This is a genomic window from Methylobacterium oryzae (genome assembly GCF_021398735.1).
Lineage (GTDB): Bacteria > Pseudomonadota > Alphaproteobacteria > Rhizobiales > Beijerinckiaceae > Methylobacterium.
This window is the reverse complement of the sequence record NZ_CP090349.1, coordinates 5330001-5347002: the sequence shown is the minus strand read 5'-3', so window position 1 is coordinate 5347002 and position 17002 is coordinate 5330001. Positions and strand designations below refer to the sequence as shown.

19 protein-coding genes (1 of these 19 running past the window's edge) are annotated in these 17002 nt (G+C 71.6%); 12 read left to right on the top strand and 7 right to left on the bottom strand.

Annotated elements, in window-relative coordinates; all coding sequences use genetic code 11:
• Positions 1-38 precede the first annotated feature (38 nt).
• The 4 genes from rnpA to LXM90_RS25550 are packed head-to-tail and all read left to right on the top strand — an operon-like array spanning position 39 to position 3546.
• Positions 39-659 (top strand): ribonuclease P protein component, encoded by a 621-nt coding sequence (rnpA, locus tag LXM90_RS25565; RefSeq protein ID WP_234081202.1) that lies wholly within the window; start codon positions 39-41, stop codon positions 657-659.
• A complete protein-coding gene (gene yidC / locus LXM90_RS25560; RefSeq protein WP_234081200.1) occupies positions 649-2499 on the top strand; it encodes a membrane protein insertase YidC in 1851 nt (616 codons plus the stop codon). The genes rnpA and yidC overlap by 11 nt, the downstream gene beginning before the upstream one ends.
• 13 nt (positions 2500-2512) lie before the next feature.
• Entirely contained in the window at positions 2513-3166 is a 654-nt protein-coding gene (yihA, locus tag LXM90_RS25555; protein WP_020092498.1) for a ribosome biogenesis GTP-binding protein YihA/YsxC, read from the top strand.
• Positions 3163-3546, top strand: a complete 384-nt coding sequence (locus LXM90_RS25550; protein ID WP_020092497.1) for a DUF423 domain-containing protein — start codon at positions 3163-3165, stop codon at positions 3544-3546. Before yihA ends, LXM90_RS25550 begins: the two co-directional genes overlap by 4 nt.
• A 132-nt stretch (positions 3547-3678) precedes the next feature.
• Here the strand turns inward: LXM90_RS25550 and LXM90_RS25545 are convergent, their stop codons facing one another.
• Both LXM90_RS25545 and LXM90_RS25540 read right to left on the bottom strand, forming a co-directional pair.
• A complete protein-coding gene (locus tag LXM90_RS25545) occupies positions 3679-4353 on the bottom strand; it encodes a metallophosphoesterase family protein (protein WP_020092496.1) in 675 nt (224 codons plus the stop codon).
• Between the two features lie 53 nt (positions 4354-4406).
• Positions 4407-5570: a mandelate racemase/muconate lactonizing enzyme family protein gene (locus LXM90_RS25540; RefSeq protein WP_020092495.1), complete on the bottom strand. Its 1164-nt coding sequence runs from the start codon at positions 5568-5570 to the stop codon at positions 4407-4409.
• 119 nt (positions 5571-5689) lie between these two features.
• On the opposite strand from LXM90_RS25540, the gene LXM90_RS25535 reads away from it, so the two are divergent.
• Positions 5690-6604, top strand: coding sequence for a LysR family transcriptional regulator (locus LXM90_RS25535; RefSeq protein WP_020092494.1), 915 nt, complete (start codon positions 5690-5692; stop codon positions 6602-6604).
• On the opposite strand, the gene LXM90_RS25530 is transcribed toward LXM90_RS25535, so the two are convergent.
• A complete protein-coding gene (locus LXM90_RS25530; protein WP_020092493.1) occupies positions 6580-7227 on the bottom strand; it encodes an RraA family protein in 648 nt (215 codons plus the stop codon). The two genes, LXM90_RS25535 and LXM90_RS25530, sit on opposite strands and share 25 nt — an antisense overlap.
• A gap of 113 nt (positions 7228-7340) precedes the next feature.
• Positions 7341-7835, bottom strand: a complete 495-nt coding sequence (locus LXM90_RS25525; protein WP_020092492.1) for a pilus assembly protein N-terminal domain-containing protein — start codon at positions 7833-7835, stop codon at positions 7341-7343.
• A gap of 298 nt (positions 7836-8133) precedes the next feature.
• On the opposite strand from LXM90_RS25525, the gene LXM90_RS25520 reads away from it, so the two are divergent.
• From LXM90_RS25520 to LXM90_RS25510, 3 genes are all read left to right on the top strand, one after another.
• The gene (locus LXM90_RS25520) at positions 8134-8298 is read left to right on the top strand and encodes a Flp family type IVb pilin (RefSeq protein ID WP_012320434.1); all 165 of its coding nucleotides are present in this window, start codon (positions 8134-8136) and stop codon (positions 8296-8298) included.
• Positions 8299-8505: 207 nt separating this feature from the next.
• Positions 8506-9057, top strand: coding sequence for an A24 family peptidase (locus tag LXM90_RS25515; RefSeq protein ID WP_042669679.1), 552 nt, complete (start codon positions 8506-8508; stop codon positions 9055-9057).
• 66 nt (positions 9058-9123) lie between these two features.
• Positions 9124-9858 carry a M48 family metallopeptidase gene (locus LXM90_RS25510; protein ID WP_020092490.1) on the top strand — a complete coding sequence of 245 codons (735 nt, stop codon included), beginning with the start codon at positions 9124-9126 and terminating at the stop codon, positions 9856-9858.
• 29 nt (positions 9859-9887) lie between these two features.
• Here LXM90_RS25510 and LXM90_RS25505 read toward each other — a convergent pair whose 3' ends face one another.
• The gene (locus LXM90_RS25505) at positions 9888-10262 is read right to left on the bottom strand and encodes a hypothetical protein (RefSeq protein WP_234081197.1); all 375 of its coding nucleotides are present in this window, start codon (positions 10260-10262) and stop codon (positions 9888-9890) included.
• 186 nt (positions 10263-10448) lie between these two features.
• Between LXM90_RS25505 and LXM90_RS25500 the strand changes: the two genes are divergently transcribed.
• From LXM90_RS25500 to LXM90_RS25485, 4 genes are read left to right on the top strand one after another with little or no spacing between them, the layout of a single operon-like run.
• The gene (locus LXM90_RS25500; protein ID WP_026604816.1) at positions 10449-10982 is read left to right on the top strand and encodes an invasion associated locus B family protein; all 534 of its coding nucleotides are present in this window, start codon (positions 10449-10451) and stop codon (positions 10980-10982) included.
• A 23-nt stretch (positions 10983-11005) separates the two neighbouring features.
• Positions 11006-11683, top strand: coding sequence for a hypothetical protein (locus LXM90_RS25495; RefSeq protein ID WP_026604815.1), 678 nt, complete (start codon positions 11006-11008; stop codon positions 11681-11683).
• Entirely contained in the window at positions 11595-13718 is a 2124-nt protein-coding gene (locus LXM90_RS25490) for a glycosyltransferase (protein WP_020092486.1), read from the top strand. The genes LXM90_RS25495 and LXM90_RS25490 overlap by 89 nt, the downstream gene beginning before the upstream one ends.
• Positions 13715-15349 (top strand): glycosyltransferase, encoded by a 1635-nt coding sequence (locus LXM90_RS25485; RefSeq protein WP_020092485.1) that lies wholly within the window; start codon positions 13715-13717, stop codon positions 15347-15349. The genes LXM90_RS25490 and LXM90_RS25485 overlap by 4 nt, the downstream gene beginning before the upstream one ends.
• Positions 15350-15355: 6 nt before the next feature.
• On the opposite strand, the gene purC is transcribed toward LXM90_RS25485, so the two are convergent.
• Together purC and nth are read right to left on the bottom strand one after the other, a co-directional pair.
• Positions 15356-16150: a phosphoribosylaminoimidazolesuccinocarboxamide synthase gene (gene purC, locus LXM90_RS25480; protein ID WP_010684691.1), complete on the bottom strand. Its 795-nt coding sequence runs from the start codon at positions 16148-16150 to the stop codon at positions 15356-15358.
• Positions 16151-16391: 241 nt separating this feature from the next.
• Positions 16392-17002, bottom strand: partial view of an endonuclease III gene (nth, locus tag LXM90_RS25475; RefSeq protein ID WP_376738865.1) — the 3' portion only. It continues 277 nt past the right edge of the window; only the last 611 of its 888 coding nucleotides appear in the window; its start codon lies off the right edge, out of view — the gene reads right to left on this strand; it ends in the stop codon at positions 16392-16394.

Below are 17002 nucleotides of genomic sequence, written 5' to 3'. Positions count from 1 at the left end.
CCACGAGGCAAGTGGTATCGGCCGGGATCGAACCATCGATGGCGACGATCGAGCGGCTCAAGAAACGACCCGACTTCCTGGCGGCAGCCGAGGGGCGTCGCTTCCACACCGAGCGTATGACCGCGCAGGGGCGTCTTCGGAACCCCGACGTCTGCCCCGGCCTCCGTCTCGGTTTCACCATCACGAAGCGTGTCGGCCACGCGACGGAGCGCAACCGCATCCGCCGCCGACTCCGCGCTGCCGTGGGGTTGGTCGCGTCCGATCTGCCGAGCGAGCTCGCGGGCCTTCCGGCCGACATCGTGCTGATCGCCCGCCGCCCCGCCCTCGAAGCCTCCTTCGAGGCCCTCGCCGAGGATCTGCGCCGCGCGATTCCCGCGGTGACCCGCCCGGCCGCGCCCCGCGGGGACAGGTCACCCGGTCGATCCGGCGGCCGGCGCTCCAAGCCGGCTCCTGACACGGCCACTTCTCAGTCGTCCTCTCTCCCGCACGAAGCCGGCCGCGCCTCCGCGCAGGCGGCCCCACCCGGCGGTGCCGACATCGGCCCGTCGCAGGGGTGCGACAGAGATCCCCGAATCACAGGCGCGCGCAGGTCCCCCGGGGCCGGCGACGTTCCTGTTGCCACTCCGAACGCGTGCGGCGGTGTCCCTGATGGGCAATGACAAGACGAACATGTTCGTGGCCATCGGCCTGTCGCTGCTGGTGCTGCTCGGGTGGCAGTACTTCGTGGCCGGCCCGCGCATGGAGCAGCAGCGCCAGATCGAGGCGCAGAACAAGGCCGCGCAGCAGCAGCCCCCGGGCGTGACCCCGGACGGCGTGCCCTCGCCGTCCCCGAAGGAGGGTGGCCCGGCGGCCCCCGCGCCCGGCACGCTGCCGACCGCCCAGGGCGGCCCGGTCTCCCGCGAGGCGGCGCTGGCCCGCTCGCCGCGCGTCCGGATCGAGACCCCGGCGCTCTCCGGCTCGATCGCCCTGAAGGGCGGCCGCGTCGACGACGTCTCGCTCAGGAACTACCACGAGACCATCGACCCCATGAGCCCCGAGATCGTGCTGTTCTCGCCGGCCGGGACCGAGACGCCCTACTACGCCGAGTTCGGCTGGGTCGGCGCCAATGCCGGTCCGCTGCCGACCAACGACACCCTCTGGACCAGCGACGGCAAGACACTGTCGCCCGGCATGCCCGTGACCCTGACCTGGGACAACGGCGCCGGCCTCGTCTTCAAGCGGATCATCGCGGTCGACGACAAGTACATGTTCACGATCCGCGACGAGGTCGAGAACAAGGGCTCGGGCGCCATCACGCTCTACCCGTACAGCCTCGTCTCCCGCTGGGGTAAGCCGCATACCCAGGGCTACTACGTCCTGCACGAGGGCATGATCGGCTATCTCGGCAACGACGGCCTGCAGGAATTCACCTACGACAAGCTCGCCAAGGAGGGCGCCTACGGCGGTGCCAACACCAAGGGCAAGGCCTGGAGCGGCGTGACCGGCGGCTTCGTCGGCATCACCGACAAGTACTGGGCGGCGGCCGCGATCCCCGATCAGGACGCGCCCTATACCGGCGCCTTCACCGACCGGACCGACGGTGCCACCAACGTCTACCAAGCCAGCGTGCGCGGCGATGCCGTGAATCTCGCGGCGGGCGCCTCGGCGACCGCGACGCAGCGGCTGTTCGCCGGCGCCAAGGAAGTCAACGTCATCAACAACTACGAGAAGGACCTCGGCATCAAGCACTTCGATCTGATGATCGATTGGGGCTGGTTCTTCTTCATCACCAAGCCGATGTTCCGGGCGCTAGACTTCTTCTACCACCTGTTCGGCAATTTCGGCGTCTCGATCCTGGTGGTGACCTTCTGCCTGAAGCTGCTGTTCCTGCCGATCGCGAACCGGTCCTACGTCTCCATGGCCAAGATGAAGGCCGTGCAGCCGGAGATGGCCGCCATCCGCGAGCGGTACAAGGACGACCGCATGAAGCAGCAGCAGGCCACGATGGAGCTGTACAAGAAGGAGAAGATCAATCCGGTCGCCGGCTGCTGGCCGGTGCTGATCCAGATTCCGGTCTTCTTCGCGCTCTACAAGGTCCTGTTCATCACCATCGAGATGCGCCACGCGCCGTTCTTCGGCTGGATCCGCGACCTCGCGGCGCCGGATCCGACGAGCATCGTGAACCTGTTCGGCCTGCTGCCGTTCCCGGCACCCGACTTCGTGCACCTGGGCGTCTGGCCGATCATCATGGGCATCACGATGTTCGTGCAGATGAAGATGAATCCCGCGCCGCCGGACCCGGTCCAGGCGCAGATCTTCACATTCATGCCGATCGTGTTCACCTTCATGCTGGGCTCGTTCCCCGCCGGCCTGGTGATTTACTGGGCCTGGAACAACACCCTGTCGGTGATCCAGCAATACGTCATCATGCGCCGCAACGGCGTGAAGGTGGAGCTGTGGGACAACCTCCGCACAACGTTCAAGCGCGGCGGCACCAAGGCGGCCGCCACCAAGAGCTGACGGGCGAGACGCCGTGAGCGAGACCAACGACGACGCGGCCGACCTCCTCGAGGCCGGCCGCCTTCTCTTCGCCGGCCCGGCCGACTTCTACGCGGCCGCCCAGATCCTCGACCGGCTGCCGCCCATGGAGGGCGTCGAGATCGCCTTCGCGGGGCGCTCGAATGTCGGCAAGTCGAGCCTGATCAACGCACTCACCGGGCGCAACACCCTGGCGCGGACCTCGCACACGCCGGGGCGGACGCAGCAGCTCAACTTCTTCCGGATCGGCGAGCGCCTGTCGCTGGTCGACATGCCCGGCTACGGCTACGCCGCCGTCGAGAAGGCCAAGGTCGAGGCGTGGACCCGGCTGATTCACGCCTACCTCAAGGGCCGCGCCAACCTCGCCCGGGTGTTCATGCTGATCGACGCCCGGCACGGCTTCAAGTCGATCGACACCGACGTCCTCGACGGCCTCGACAAGGCCGCGGTGAGCTATCAGGTCGTGCTGACGAAGGGCGATTCCCTCAAGAAGGGCGAGGTCGCGAGCCGCATCGCCGGGATCGAGGCGGGGCTCGCCAAGCGGCCGGCCGCCTACCCGCAGGTGATCCTCACCTCGAGCCGGGACGATTCCGGCGTACCGGATCTGCGGGCGGCCATCGCTAGGCTCCTGGCGGAGCGCGGCGCGTGAGACTCGCGGGTGTCGACCGCGCGCTCGCGGCGCTCGCCGCTCTGGCCGGGCTGCTCGGCGTCGCGCTGAGCGCCGCCGCGGCGCACATCCCCGGGGCGGACTCGCTGAAGACGGCGGCGCAGTTCCTGCTGTTCCACGCCCCCGCCATCCTGGCGCTGGTCGGTCTCGGGGCCGCGGGCCTCGTCCGGGCCGGTCTCGCGCGCGTCGCGGCCGGGCTGCTGGTCGCCGGCCTGATCCTGTTCTGCGGCGACCTCTCGGTGCGCGCATGGCTTCAGCACGCGCTCTTCCCGATGGCGGCGCCCACCGGCGGCTTCGCCCTGATGGGCGGCTGGCTCACCGGGATCCTCTGCGCGCTGGTGCCCGCGCGACGCGGGGTCTGACAGGTCCGGCCGGCGGCCCGCGGGCCAGCGTCTTCGCGAGCGGAGCGAAGCAGTCCACGCGGCGCCGGGCCGCGCGATGCGGCGCTGCCCTGGGTTGCTTCGCTCCGCTCGCAAAGACGGCGCCGTCGCGCCCTATGATGCTCTCACCTGCAGGAACTCCAGGGCCGGCCCCTGCGCGTCCGAGAAGATCCCGGCGGTCAGCGCGCCGCCGTAGACGGCCGCGGTGTCGAGGTTGGTGCGGAACCGGCGCACTTCCGGGCGCCCGCTCCGCTGCGGCGTGTGGCCGTGGACCACGTGCCGTCCGAAATCGTGGTCGCCCTCGAGGAACGGCTCGCGGATCCAGAGGCGATCGTGCGCGTCCGAGCCGAGGGCGTCTGTGCCGGGCCGCAGCCCGGCATGCACGTACCAGTGGGCGCCGTCACCGTGCAGCGTCGGGAGCGCCTCGATCCAGTCGAGGGTGTCCCGGGGCAGGCCGGCAGGATCCCGCGCGCCGAACGAATCGAGCGTCGCCTCGCCGCCGTTGAACATCCAGTGCGCGGCCGCGCTCTCCGTCTGGAGTGCGTCGAGCAGCATCCGCTCGTGATTGCCCATCAGGCAGACGACGCGCTCGGGCTCGGCCCAGTTCAGGCGGCTCACGGTGCGGAGCACCGCGGCGCTGTCCGGGCCGCGGTCGATGTAGTCCCCGAGGAAGACCAGCCGGTGGGGACGGTCGCCCGCATGGTCGGCGATCCGCTCCAGCAGCGCGTCGAGGAGGGCGGCGCAGCCGTGGACGTCGCCGATCGCGTAGGTGAGGGGGCCGGAATCCATGCGCCATCGTCCAACGCGGTGGCGCGTTCCGCAAGGCCGCCCGGGTCGGCGCGCTACGCCGCGAGGGCGCGCATCTCCGCGATGAGGTCCGACTTGCCCTCGAAGCCGATGCCCGGCAGGTCCGGCATGGTGATGTGGCCGTCCTCGACCCGAACCCCGTCGGGGAAGCCGCCGTAGGGCTGGAACAGGTCCGGGTAGCTCTCGTTGCCGCCGAGGCCGAGGCCGGCCGCGATGTTGAGCGACATCTGGTGCCCGCCATGCGGGATGCAGCGGGCGGGCGACCAGCCGAACTCGGCCAGCACGTCGAGGGTGCGCAGGTACTCCACGAGCCCGTACGACAGCGCGCAGTCGAACTGCAGCCAGTCGCGGTCGGGCCGCATGTTGCCGTAGCGCAGGAGATTGCGCGCGTCCTGGTGCGAGAACAGGTTCTCGCCGGTGGCCATCGGCCCGGGATAGTAGGGCGCGAGCGCCGCCTGGAGCGCGTAGTCGAGCGGGTCGCCCGCCTCCTCGTACCAGAACAGCGGGTACTGCCGCAGAATCCGGGCGTACGCGATGGCGGTCTCGAGATCGAAGCGGCCGTTGGCGTCCACCGCGAGACGGCCCCGTCCGTCGATCTCGGCGAGCACGGCCTCGATCCGGCGCCGGTCCTCTTCGAGCGGTGCGCCGCCGATCTTCATCTTCACGACGGTGTAGCCGCGGTCGAGATAGCCGCGCATCTCGGCGCGGAGGGCGGAATCGTCCTTGCCGGGATAGTAGTAGCCGCCGGCCGCGTAGACGAAGACCCGCGGGTCGGCGGCGACGCCCTTCCGCTCGGCGAGCATCCGGAACAGTGGCTTCCCGGCGATCTTCGCCGCCGCGTCCCAGATCGCCATGTCGAGGGTGCCCACAGCCACCGAGCGCTCGCCGTGGCCGCCGGGCTTCTCGTTGCGCATCATCGCGGCCCAGACCCGGTGCGGGTCGAGGTTGTCGCCCGCATCGACGAGGAGGCTGTCCCGGTCGGCCTCCAGGATCCGGTCACGGAAGCGCTCGCGGATCAGGCCGCCCTGACCGTAGCGGCCGTTGGAGTTGAAGCCGTAGCCGACGACCCGCCGGCCGTCGCGGACCACGTCGGTGACCACCGCGACGAGGCTCGTGGTCATCTTCGAGAAGTCGATGTAGGCGTTGCGGATCGGCGATGCGATCGGCTTGGTGACCTCGCGGACGTCGACGATGCGCATGGCTCACTCTCCCCGGTGCGTCCCGGTGCCATAGCGTCGGCGGCCCCCGGTCAGCCAATGCCGTTTCCGGAGCGCGCGATGCGCGGGCGGCATCGGCCCCGTCCTGTCGGAGAGGCGCTATGGATCTGGACTGGGTGCGGGACTTCCTCGCGCTCGCCGAGCACCGGACCTTCTCGCGGGCCGCCGAGGTCCGGCACGTGACGCAGCCGGCCTTCAGCCGACGGATCCGCGCGCTCGAGGCGTGGCTCGGGACGCCGCTGTTCCTGCGGAGCGCGCAAGGGGCGCACCTGACCGCCGCCGGAACGGGCTTCCGCCCGCACGCCGAGGAATTGATGCGGGGCCTGGACCGGGCGTGCCGCGAGGCGCGGGCCGCGGGCGCGCGCGCGGATGCGAGCCTCGCGATCGCGGCCACGCACGCGCTGTCGTTCACGTTCTTTCCCGGCTGGATCCGCCGGCACGCACCCTTCGAGACGCTGGGCGCCCTCAACCTGATCTCGGACAGCATGGCGGCCTGCGAGGCGATCCTGCTGGCCGGCGAGGTGCAACTCCTCCTGTGCCACCACCGCGCGGACCTCCCCACGCCCCTGGACGATGGCCGCTGCGAGTCGGTCCGCGTCGGCGCGGACAGCCTCGTGCCGCTCTGCGCACCGGCGTCCGAAGGGGCGCCGCTCTGGCCCCTGACCGGGGCGGTCCGCTACCTCGCCTACGGCGAGGCCTCGGGGCTCGGCCGGATCCTGGCGGCGAGCGGGGTGGCGGCCGGCCACGAGCCGGCCTTCACGTCGCACTTGGCGGCGACGCTGATGACCATGGCCCAGGAGGGCGACGGTGTCGCGTGGCTCCCGGTGACGCTCGCGGAGGCGGCGATCGCCCGCGGACAGCTCGTGCGGGCAGGCCCGGAGGAGCTGGACGTTCCGGTGGAGATCCGGCTGTTCCGGACGCGCGAGGGCCGAGGCGGCGCGGCCGATGCCCTGTGGCGGCGCCTGCAGGCGCCCGAGGGCGCCCGGCCGGATCAGGCCTTCGCCACCCGGGCGTAGCGGCCGTCGTAGCGACCGGCCCGGATCTGCTCCAGGACCTCCGCCTCGCGGGCCGCCTGCGCCCGCACGGCGTCGAGCAGGGCGGCCGCGTCGCCGGGCGGGAACGACACGACGCCGTCGGCGTCGCCGACCACCACGTCCCCCGGGCTCACCGTCCAGCCGCCGACGCAGACCGGCACGTTGATCGCGCCGGGGCCCGTCTTGAACGGCCCCCGCGGCGTCGCGTCGCGGGCGTAGCAGGGAAAGTCCGCGCCCGCGAACGCCGCCGTGTCGCGCACGGCGCCGTCGATCACGAAGCCGGCCACGCCCCGGCTCTCGGCGATGGCCTTCATGATGTCGCCCACCAGCGCGCGGCTCGTGTCGCCGGCGCCGTCGACCACGATCACGTCGCCGGGGCGGACCTCTTCCAGAGCCTGATGGATGGCCAGGTTGTCGCCGCTCCGGACGCGGACCGTGAAGGCCGTTCCCACGAGCGCCCCGCCGCGATGGAACGGGCGCAGGCCGGCCAGGACCGGCATCCGCGCCAGGCAGTCGCTGATCGTGGCCGTCGAGACATCGCGGAAGGCCGCCAGCACGGCCGGGTCGACGGCGGGCGGCGGCGGATTGCGGGTGATGGCGGACATCGGCCTCGACGTCTCCCTGGCGTCAGCGCCCCCGCGGCATCGCGGCGAATCGGCGAGGGCCGGGGGATCCTGCCCCAGGCCGCGGCCGATGTCGCGATGGAACCCCGGCCCGGTCAGTGATCGGCCGCCGGGACCGTGCCCGCGCCGCCGCCGGTCGCGAGCTTGCGACGGGCATCGGCCTGACCGCTCGTCGCACCGAAGTAGCTGGCCGAGTCGCCGAGCTGCACCGACGGCTGGCAGCCCGGCGTGCACGACAGGGATTCCCGATCGAGACCGCGCTGCACCGTGATCGTCGAGTCCCGCGACGCCTCGACCCGGATGGTCGTCTCCGCGATCATGGCACCGCCGTTGTCGAGGGCGATCAGGTTGGTGGAGCCGAAGCTCTTGCCGGTGAGCACGAGGACGCCGTTCTTCTGCGGCGTCACCTCGGCGATGATCGGGTTCCCGACGATGACCGTCGACGTCTTCTCCGGCAGGCGGAGCACCTTGGCGTTGTCGACGAGAACGGTCACGACGGGCAGGAGATCCGGCTGGCCGGCCGCGGCCGCGGCGCCCGTCAGCAGGACGACGAGGCCGGCGCGGCCCGCGATCGACAGGGTGCGACGCATCGGGGTTCCTCAAGACGGCGGGTGGTCGAAGAGAGCCTACCCGAGGCCCGAGGCTAGCGCGGAACCCGTGAAGGAAGCGCTAAGCAAGACCAAGTCGCGGCACTGTGCCGTATCGGTGAAACCCAACCTTCACCAAACTCGCAGCGAGACAGCCTTTTAGGTCGGTGCCGGATCGATTTAACCGATTTTCAAGGCGTAATCGGCAGTCTGTGCAGGCCGCCGATCGAGACCTGAAAATTCTTCATCGGGCATCGCGCAAGTTTTATCTCGCTCTGTGTTGATCGAAGGATCACCCTCTATGAAGACCCTGTTCACGCGTTTTGCTTCGGACGAGTCCGGCGCCACCGCGATCGAGTACGGCATGATCGCGGCCCTCATCGCCGTGGCCATCATCACTGCCCTGAAGACGGTCGGCACCAGCCTGACCAGCAAGTTCAGCCAGATCTCCGGCAACCTGAACTGATCGAGACCCGTCCGATCTGCGGCAGGTTCGAGACATCCCGCCTCTCCTCGCAATCCGGAGAGAGGCGGGGGTTCCCGGCCTGCCGGGATCGCCGTTGTTCGCGGCGGCGCTCGCCGCCCGGCACATCCGAGGTCCGGACCGGCCGGCACTCCGCCGGGGCTGACCGCATTGTGTGACGCGACAGGCTGCGACGAGATGGGCGCCGAGATGGTCGGTTCAGCGACGGCAAGCCTGGGACTGGCGGGTCTGGGCCCGGCCGGTTTCGGTCTCCTGATCCTGTTTCCCTTCCTGATGGCCTACGCGGCCGCCAGCGACCTGCTCACCATGCTGATCCCGAACCGGATCTCCCTCGCCCTCGTGGCCGGGTTCGCGCTGCTGGCCCTGACGAGCTCGATGAGCTGGACCGAGATCGGCTTCCACTGCGCCGCCGGCGCGGTCGTCCTGCTCGTCACGTTCACGCTGTTCGCCTTCGGCGTCATCGGCGGCGGCGACGCGAAGCTCGCGGCCGCCACCGCCCTGTGGCTCGGCTTCGACGGCCTCGGCGACTACCTCTTGGTGGCCTCGGTGTTCGGAGGTGCCCTGACCCTGGCGATCCTGTTCGCGCGGACGCATCCGCTGCCCGGCCGGATCGCGCGCATGCCGTTCGCCCTGCACCTGCACGACGCCAAGACCGGGATCCCGTACGGGATCGCGCTGGCCGCCGCCGCGCTCCTCGTCCTCCCCGAGACCGACGTCTGGACCCGGGCCCTCGCCAGCTGAGGCCGCCGCGGCGATTCGGAGACGCGGGATCTGGAGCCCCGGGCCCGGCCCAGCTAGAAGTCGCGCATGCCCCTCGCGCTGCTGCGTCGCCCCGATCCCGATCATCTTGAGGTCCAGCACGAGGGGGCCAGCCTCCGCATCGCCCTCCGTCGGCGGCCGACCGCGCGCCGCATCACGCTCCGCGTGTCGGCCGCCACCGGCGAGGCCGTGATCACCCTGCCGAGCCGCACCGCCATCAACACGGCGCAGCGCTTCGCGGCGAGCCACGCGGAGTGGATCGCCGCGCGCCTGGCGCGCGTGCCGACCCGCGTGCTCTTCGAGCTCGGAGCCAGCCTGCCGCTCCGCGGTGAGCCCCACCGGATCAGCCAGCGCGGCACCCGGAGCGGTCCCGTCCGCATCGAGTCCGTCGAGGGGGAGGCGGTGCTGTCGGTGTCGTGCGACGCCGCCCACGTGGCGCGCCGGGTCCGCGACTTCCTGGCCCGCGAGGCCAGGCGCGACCTGACCGAAGCGATCGAGCGCTACGCGGCGCGGCTCGGGCAGCGGCCGGTCCGGGTCACGCTGCGCGATACCCGCAGTCGCTGGGGATCCTGCACGGCCCGCGGCGAGCTGAACTTCTCGTGGCGCCTGATCCTCGCGCCGCCGATGGTGCTCGACTATCTGGTCGCCCACGAGATGGCGCATCTGCGCGAGATGAACCACTCCCCGCGCTTCTGGGCGCTGGTGCAGGCGCTCTGCCCGAACACCGACGCTGCCGAAGCGTGGCTCAAGCGCCACGGCACCGGCCTGCATCGCTACGGCTGAGCCGACCTCAGACCCGCATCAGCCCCGCCTCAGCCCTTGACGCGGAGCACCCGCTGGCGCGCCACGGCATCCGCCGGCCAGCTCGGGCGGGGATTGACCTGCCCGGGGCTGAGGGTGCGCGGCGCGACGCTGTCGCAGATCTCCCGCTGGCGGATGATCACCGGGTTGCCGAACTCGTCCCGGCGGCGGACCAGGCCGCCGTCCCTGCAGTAGCCGGCGATGGCCGCCTGACCGTTGCGGCGGCCGGACGGGTTCGCCGCCACGGGCGGATGCTCGATCACCAGCGTGTCCGAGTGGTTCAGCGAGCGTTCGATGTAGGTGGTCTCTCCGACCGGCAGGGACTGGGCTCCCGCCTGCGCGAGGGTGGCCACCAGGCAGGCGGCCGAGAGAGTGAGCGGGCGCATCACGGCGTCAAAATCCGGCGCTGGAGGAGTGTTCGAACACAATCTAGGCCGCTGAAACCGTTACGGGTAGCGCCGACGCGCAACACCGCGCCCGCATCGCTTGACAGCGCGGGGCGGACCATGGTCGGAACACGCCCGATTGTACGGCTCCCGCCGGTCCTCGGCCGGAGCGTTCCGAAGGGATCGGTGGTGCCGCTTCACGCGAGGCTCGTTCGTTACCGGCGCGCCGCGCTGCCGGTTCTCCTCGCCCTCGTAGCGGCGGCACTGGCGCCCGCCGGGCCTGCCGCGGCTCAGGGCATGGTGCGCAAGACCTTCGACGATTGGCAGCTGCGCTGCGAGACGCCGGCCGGCGCGAAGGCCGAGCAGTGCGCCCTCGTCCAGTATCTCGCCGCCGAGGACAGGCCCAACCTGACCCTCGTGGTCATCGTCCTCAAGACCGCCGACAATCGCGGTTACCTGCTGCGGGTGGTGGCGCCGCTGGGCGTTCTCCTGCCGTCCGGACTCGGCCTGAAGATCGACCAGACGGATATCGGCCGCGCCGGCTTCGTCCGCTGCCTCACCACCGGGTGCGTGGCCGAGGTCGTGATGGATGACGGGCTGATCCGCCAGTTCAAGAACGGCACGCAGGCCACCTTCATCGTGTTCCAGACGCCCGAGGAAGGCGTCGGCATCCCGCTGTCGATGAAGGGCTTCGCGGCCGGGTTCGACAGCCTGAAATGACGGTGCGGTTCGGGAGCCGTGCGATGATCGGACATCGGAACAGGAGCCTCACGCGGTCCCCGGACATGGCCCGGCGCCGGACCGTCGCTCTCCGGCTCGGCGGCTTTGTGCTCGCCGCGTCGCTCGCCGCCCCGGCCCCGGGCCGGGCCGAGGAGGGCAACATCTTCTCCAACCTGTTCAAGTACGGCGGCACGACGGTGCCGCCGTCGCAGCCCGAAGCCCTCGACCCGGCCTATTGCCCGACGGTCGAGGTCGCCGAGGGCGGGGCCGCCTCGCGCGCGCTCGCGGGCGACACGGTGCGCACCCAGTTCTCCCTCGGCCGTCTCGCCCGCGAATGCACGCGGCGTCAGGACGGCTCGATCACCGTCAAGGTGGGCGCCGAGATCAACGTCCTGCTCGGGCCGGCGGGCGCGCCGGGCCGGTTCGATGTGCCGGTGACGTTCCAGATCCGCCACGACGGCAAGACCGTCTCGAGCCGCACCGAGCGGGCCAGCGTGATCGTCGGGCCCGGAGAGGCGCAGGGCTTCGCCACGGTCGTGGCCGACGAGCTGCAGGTTCCGGGCGCCATGACGGCCGATTACGACATCGCGGTGGGTGTCGGGACCGGCAAGGGTGCGGGCGGCAAGCCCGCCGCGAAACCGCGCCGCCGCAAACCGGCTGTCGCCGCGGCGCCACCCGGCGGAGGCGACGCTGCCCAGTGACGCCGCGGCGCGCCTCGGCGATCCGACCCCGCTGATTGCCCGGACCGACCGCGACAGGCTCTGGCTCGGCCGGAAGACCCGGTTCCGGCTGGAATCCACGGACGATCCCGTCTTCGATCGCCGCCTCGTGCTCCCGGACCATCCCGCCGGCTGGATCGTGCTGAGCTATGCCGGCGATCCGACGAATGCGCCCCGGCGCCCGATCCTCCGCGTCCTGCGAGGGCCTGACGAGACGGTCCAGGACTTCCTCCTGCCGGGAGCCGCGCAGGGGCTCGCCCACTGGCTCGGACTGATCCCCTCCGATACCCGGGAGATCCGTCTCTCTGCCGGTGCGGACTTCGCCCTGGAGCGGGTCGGCGCCCGGCGCGAGGTCGAGGTGCTCGTGCAGTGCCTCCTGCGCCGGCCCTGGCGCTGCGTCTCCGCCCTCTACGAGCGCGCCCGCGGCTCGGAACGGCGCTACCGCGACATCCTGCGCGGCGCCTGCGCGGTGACCCCGATGGACCGGTTCCCGGCCTGGGCCGCCGCCCGGACCCGGCCCGCCCGCGTCGCGCCCTCCGCCCTGCGGATCCGCTGCGTCGTTCTCGCGCGAGCCGAGGACGCGGCGCCGCTGTCGGCCACGCGCGACGCGCTGAGCGCGCAGACGCACCGCCCCGAGTCGATCCAGGTCGCGTGGGCGGGGACGCCGCCCGCATCGGTCGACGGGCCGCTGTCGCATCGAACCTGGGATGCGGCTTCCGGCTTCGACGAACTTTCCGGCGAGGCGGACGCCCTGTGCCTGCTGCGCCCCGGTGACGTCCCGGACCCGGAGGCCCTGGCGCTGCTGGCCCAGGCCCTGTCGGGAGCGGACATCGCCTACGGCGACGCGGTCGGCCCCGACGGTCGCCCGCAATTGAAGCCGGACTGGAGCCCGGACCTCGCCCTGGCGACCGGCTATCCCGGGTTTCCCCTGCTCCTGTCGCGGGCGTGGCTGGCCGCGGCCATGGCGCGCCCGGTCGGCCCGATGGCCGCGCTCGCGCCGGCCATCGCGATCGCGGCGATGACCACCGCCGCGCGGGTGGCGCATGTCCCGCGGATCCTCGCCCGCAGCGCCGGAGACGGTCTCGACCCGTCGGCCCGGGCCGCGGCCCTGGACGCGCACCGGTCCGGACAGCCGGTGTTCCGCGCCGGAATCCACGACGGTGCCGTTCGCCTCGCGTGGCCCCTGCCGGATCCGGTGCCGCTGGTGAGCGTCGTCATCCCGTCGCGCGACCGCCTCGACCTGATCACCCGCGTCTGCCGCGGGGTGCTCCACGAGACAGCCTACGCGGCGATCGAGCTGATCATCGTCGACAACGGCTCCACCGATCCAGCGGTGCTCGACCACTACGCGACCCTGCGCGGCGATCCGCGCGTCCGGATCCTCATGGACCCGCAGCCCTTCAACTTCGCCGCGATGGTCAACGCCGGCGTCGCCGCGGCGTCCGGGACGATCGTCGTCCTGCTGAACAACGACGTCGCCGTGCTGGAGCCGAGCTGGCTCGAGGCCATGGTCCGGCAGGCGTACCGACCGGAGGTCGGCGCCGTCGGGGCGAAGCTTCTCTACGGCGACGGCACGCTGCAGCATGCCGGCGTCGTCGTCGGACTCGGCGGCCGGGCCGGCCACATCCTGCGCCGCCGGCCCGGTGACACGCCCGGCCATCTCGGCCAGCTGCGGGTGGCGCACGAGGTCTCGGCGGTGACGGCCGCCTGCCTCGCCGTCGCGCGGGAGAAGTATCTGGCGGTGGGCGGCTTCGACGCCGAGGCATTCCCGGTCGACTTCAACGACGTCGATTTCTGCCTCCGCCTCGGCGCCGCCGGCTGGAAGACGGTCTGGACGCCGGCCGCGACGCTGGCCCATCTCGAATCCGTCAGCCGCGGTCCGTCCGTCGGGGCCAAGCGCGCCCGCTTCGAGCAGGAGGCCGCCCGCTTCTCCGAGCGCTGGCGGGCCGCGATCCGGCACGATCCGTTCTACCACCCCGCCCTGTCGGTCACGACGTTCGGCGAGGACCTGGAATGACGTCGCGGTCGGACGGTGCATCGGACGGCGCGTCGGGCCACGATGCCGCGACCTATCTCGGACCGTCGCGCCGCTCCTGGCGCGCGCTGGTGGGCGCGACGCGCCAGCTCCTCGCGCATCCCCGGGCGGCGGCCGCGATCCTGCGCGCGCGCGTGACGGGTAAGCGCCTGCGCGCCCGGCAGGCGCTCGCCGCCCTGATCGGGATCGACCATCGGCTCGCCCTGCCGCCCGGGATCCTCGACCGCTTCCCCTCCGCGCCGGCCGGTCCAAGAGACGCGATCCGCCTGATCGGCGACGGGGTCCTCGTCGCCGGTGCGCCCGGCCGGATCGCCGCCGCGTTCGCGCGCGAGCCCGACCTGCAGGCGCTGTACGGCGACGCCTTGGTGCAGGAGAGACCCGGCGGCGCGGTGCTGCCGCTTCTGCCGCCGGTCTTCGACGCCGACCGGCTCGCGGCCCTCGATTATCTCGGACCCGTGCTGGCCTGCCGACGCGGCGCCCTCGAGCCCGGCGACGATCCCGGCAGTCCCGCCGAGGCCGCATTCCGCATCGCGGAGCGCTTCGGTCCCGGCGCCATCGGCCACCTGCCGGAGATCCTGTCGGTCCGGCGCGGCGCCTCGACCGCGACGCGGGGCGGCGAAACCGGGCGCGTCCCCCACCACGCGCTGGTGCGCGATCACCTCGACCGGACAGGGCGGGAGGGCGTTGGCGTGGCCGTCGGGCTCGACGGTCTCGTGCAGGTCGAGCATCCCCTGCCGGACGAGCGGCCCTTGGCGAGCCTCATCGTGCCGACCCGCGATCGCCTGGATCTCCTGCGCCCCTGCCTCGAGAGCCTCCGAGGCTGCACCGACTGGCCGTCGACCGAGATCATCGTCTGCGACAACGACAGTCGCGAGCCCGAGACGCTGGCCTACCTGCGGGCGCTGGAGGGGGAGGGGAGGGGGCACGTCGTGCCCTGGCCCGGGCCGTTCAACTTCGCCGCGATGAACAACGCCGCCGCGGCCCGCGCCCGCGGCAGGCTGCTGGTCTTCGTCAACAATGACGTCGAGGCCTTCCGGCCCGACTGGCTGTCCCGCATGGCCCGGGAGGCCCTCCGTCCCGACGTGGGGGCGGTCGGTGCCAAGCTCCTCGACGGCGAGGGCCGGATCCAACACGGCGGCATCGTGCTCGGCACCGGCGGCCTCGTCACCCACGGGCACCGGCACTTTCCCGGCGATGCCCCCGGCTACCTCGGGGCCCTGCGCGTCACCCACACGGTGTCGGCGGTGACCGCCGCGTGCCTGGCCGTCGAGGCGGCGAAGTTCCGCGCGGTCGGCGGCTTCGACGAGGCGGTCTTCGCGGTCGACTTCAACGACGTCGATCTCTGCCTGCGCCTGAACGCGGCCGGCTACCGCACGCTCCTGGTCCCCGGGGCGGTCCTCCATCACCGCGAGGCGGCGAGCCGCCGCTGGACCCGAGAGGCCCGGGCCCGCCACGTGCGCGAGATCGCGGCGCTGAGAACGCGATGGGGGTCGCTGCTGGTGCAGGACCCCCATTATCACCCGGGCTTCGACCCGGAACTCTCGACCCACGCGCGGCTGCGCGCGGGGTTTCCCGAGGCCGGACCGGCGCCCCTGCGCCGGCCGGGCGCCTGACCGGGCCTACTGCACGAGACGCGGGCCGCCGCCCTGGACCTTCTCGTTCTCCGACATGATGCCGAGCCGCTTGGCGACCTCGGTATAGGCCTCGATCAGGCCGCCGAGATCCTTGCGGAACCGGTCCTTGTCGAGCTTGTCGGAGGACTTGATGTCCCACAGCCGGCAGGAATCCGGGGAGATCTCGTCGGCGACCACGATCCGCATCATGTCGCCCTCCCAGAGACGGCCGGTCTCCATCTTGAAGTCGACCAGCCGGATGCCGACGCCGAGGAAGAGACCCGACAGGAAATCGTTGACGCGGATCGCCAGCGCCATGATGTCGTCGATCTCCTGGGGCGTCGCCCAGCCGAAGGCGGTGATGTGCTCCTCGGAGACCATCGGATCGTTCAGCGCGTCGTTCTTGTAGTAGAACTCGATGATCGAGCGCGGCAGCTGCGTGCCTTCCTCCAGGCCGAGGCGCGTCGCCAGCGACCCGGCCGCGACGTTGCGCACCACGACCTCGAGGGGGATGATCTCGACTTCGCGGATCAGCTGCTCGCGCATGTTCAACCGGCGGATGAAGTGCGTCGGCACGCCGATGTCGTTGAGGTGCTGGAAGACGAACTCCGAGATCCGGTTGTTCAGCACACCCTTGCCGTCGATGACCTCGTGCTTCTTCGCGTTGAAGGCCGTCGCGTCATCCTTGAAGTGCTGGATGAGCGTGCCGGGCTCCGGCCCCTCGTAGAGGACCTTCGCCTTGCCCTCGTAGATGCGACGGCGGCGATTCATAGGCGTGTACCGTGGTTTGAGGAAGTCCATGGGCCGAGGCTCCTGATGCGCGACGATGGGGAGGAATCCGCGGCGCGGCGACCGGACGCGAGGTCGGGCCGCCGGACGGCCTCTGCCCGAGGGCCCCGGCGACCGGCCGCCAAACTAGCGGAAGCGGGCTTCCAGCACAACGCGTTAGCCCGCAGGGCGGGATTGCGGAGGCCGGTCGGGACGTGCCCGGGACGACCTCCGCGACCCGTCGCGCGCGCGTCTCGCCGTCGTCGTGCGGTCGTCAATCGATCGTCTTGGACGGGTAGCGGCAGAGGTCGGCGATGAGGCAGCGTGGGCATTCGGGCTTGCGCGCCTTGCAGGTGTAGCGTCCGTGGAGAATCAGCCAGTGATGAGCGTGGAGTCGGTAGGCATCCGGCACGATCGCCTCGAGCCCGGCCTGGACCTTGTCGGTCGTCGCGCCGACGAAGAGCGGGATCCGGTTCGAGACCCTGAAGATGTGGGTGTCGACGGCGATCCGCGGAACCCCGAAGGCGATGTTGAGCACCACGCTCGCGGTCTTGGCACCGACCCCGGGCAGGACCTGCAGGGCCTCCAGGCTCGCCGGGACCGCGCCGCCGTGCGTTTCCACGAGGATGCGCGAGAGGGCGACGACGTTCTTCGCCTTGGTGTTGAACAGCCCGATCGTGCGCACGAAGTCGCGGACCCGGTCCTCGCCGAGCGCCAGCATCTTCTCGGGCGTGTCGGCGACCGCGAAGAGCGGGCCGGTGGCGAGGTTGACGCCGCGGTCGGTCGCCTGGGCCGACAGCACCACGGCGACGAGGAGCGTGAACGGATTGACGTAGTGGAGCTCGCCCTTGGGCTCCGGCTCCGCCGCATGGAAGCGGCGGAAGA

Coding starts and splice junctions, on each gene's coding strand:
- LXM90_RS25520 (WP_012320434.1), top strand. CDS start 8,134: ATGAAGACCCTGTTCACGCGTTTTGCTTCGGACGAGTCCGGCGCCACC.
- LXM90_RS25510 (WP_020092490.1), top strand. CDS start 9,124: ATGCCCCTCGCGCTGCTGCGTCGCCCCGATCCCGATCATCTTGAGGTC.
- LXM90_RS25530 (WP_020092493.1), bottom strand. CDS start 7,227: ATGTCCGCCATCACCCGCAATCCGCCGCCGCCCGCCGTCGACCCGGCC.
- LXM90_RS25515 (WP_042669679.1), top strand. CDS start 8,506: ATGGTCGGTTCAGCGACGGCAAGCCTGGGACTGGCGGGTCTGGGCCCG.
- LXM90_RS25505 (WP_234081197.1), bottom strand. CDS start 10,262: ATGCGCCCGCTCACTCTCTCGGCCGCCTGCCTGGTGGCCACCCTCGCG.
- yidC (WP_234081200.1), top strand. CDS start 649: ATGGGCAATGACAAGACGAACATGTTCGTGGCCATCGGCCTGTCGCTG.
- LXM90_RS25485 (WP_020092485.1), top strand. CDS start 13,715: ATGACGTCGCGGTCGGACGGTGCATCGGACGGCGCGTCGGGCCACGAT.
- purC (WP_010684691.1), bottom strand. CDS start 16,150: ATGGACTTCCTCAAACCACGGTACACGCCTATGAATCGCCGCCGTCGC.
- LXM90_RS25525 (WP_020092492.1), bottom strand. CDS start 7,835: ATGCGTCGCACCCTGTCGATCGCGGGCCGCGCCGGCCTCGTCGTCCTG.
- LXM90_RS25545 (WP_020092496.1), bottom strand. CDS start 4,353: ATGGATTCCGGCCCCCTCACCTACGCGATCGGCGACGTCCACGGCTGC.
- LXM90_RS25495 (WP_026604815.1), top strand. CDS start 11,006: ATGATCGGACATCGGAACAGGAGCCTCACGCGGTCCCCGGACATGGCC.
- LXM90_RS25535 (WP_020092494.1), top strand. CDS start 5,690: ATGGATCTGGACTGGGTGCGGGACTTCCTCGCGCTCGCCGAGCACCGG.
- rnpA (WP_234081202.1), top strand. CDS start 39: ATGGCGACGATCGAGCGGCTCAAGAAACGACCCGACTTCCTGGCGGCA.
- LXM90_RS25540 (WP_020092495.1), bottom strand. CDS start 5,570: ATGCGCATCGTCGACGTCCGCGAGGTCACCAAGCCGATCGCATCGCCG.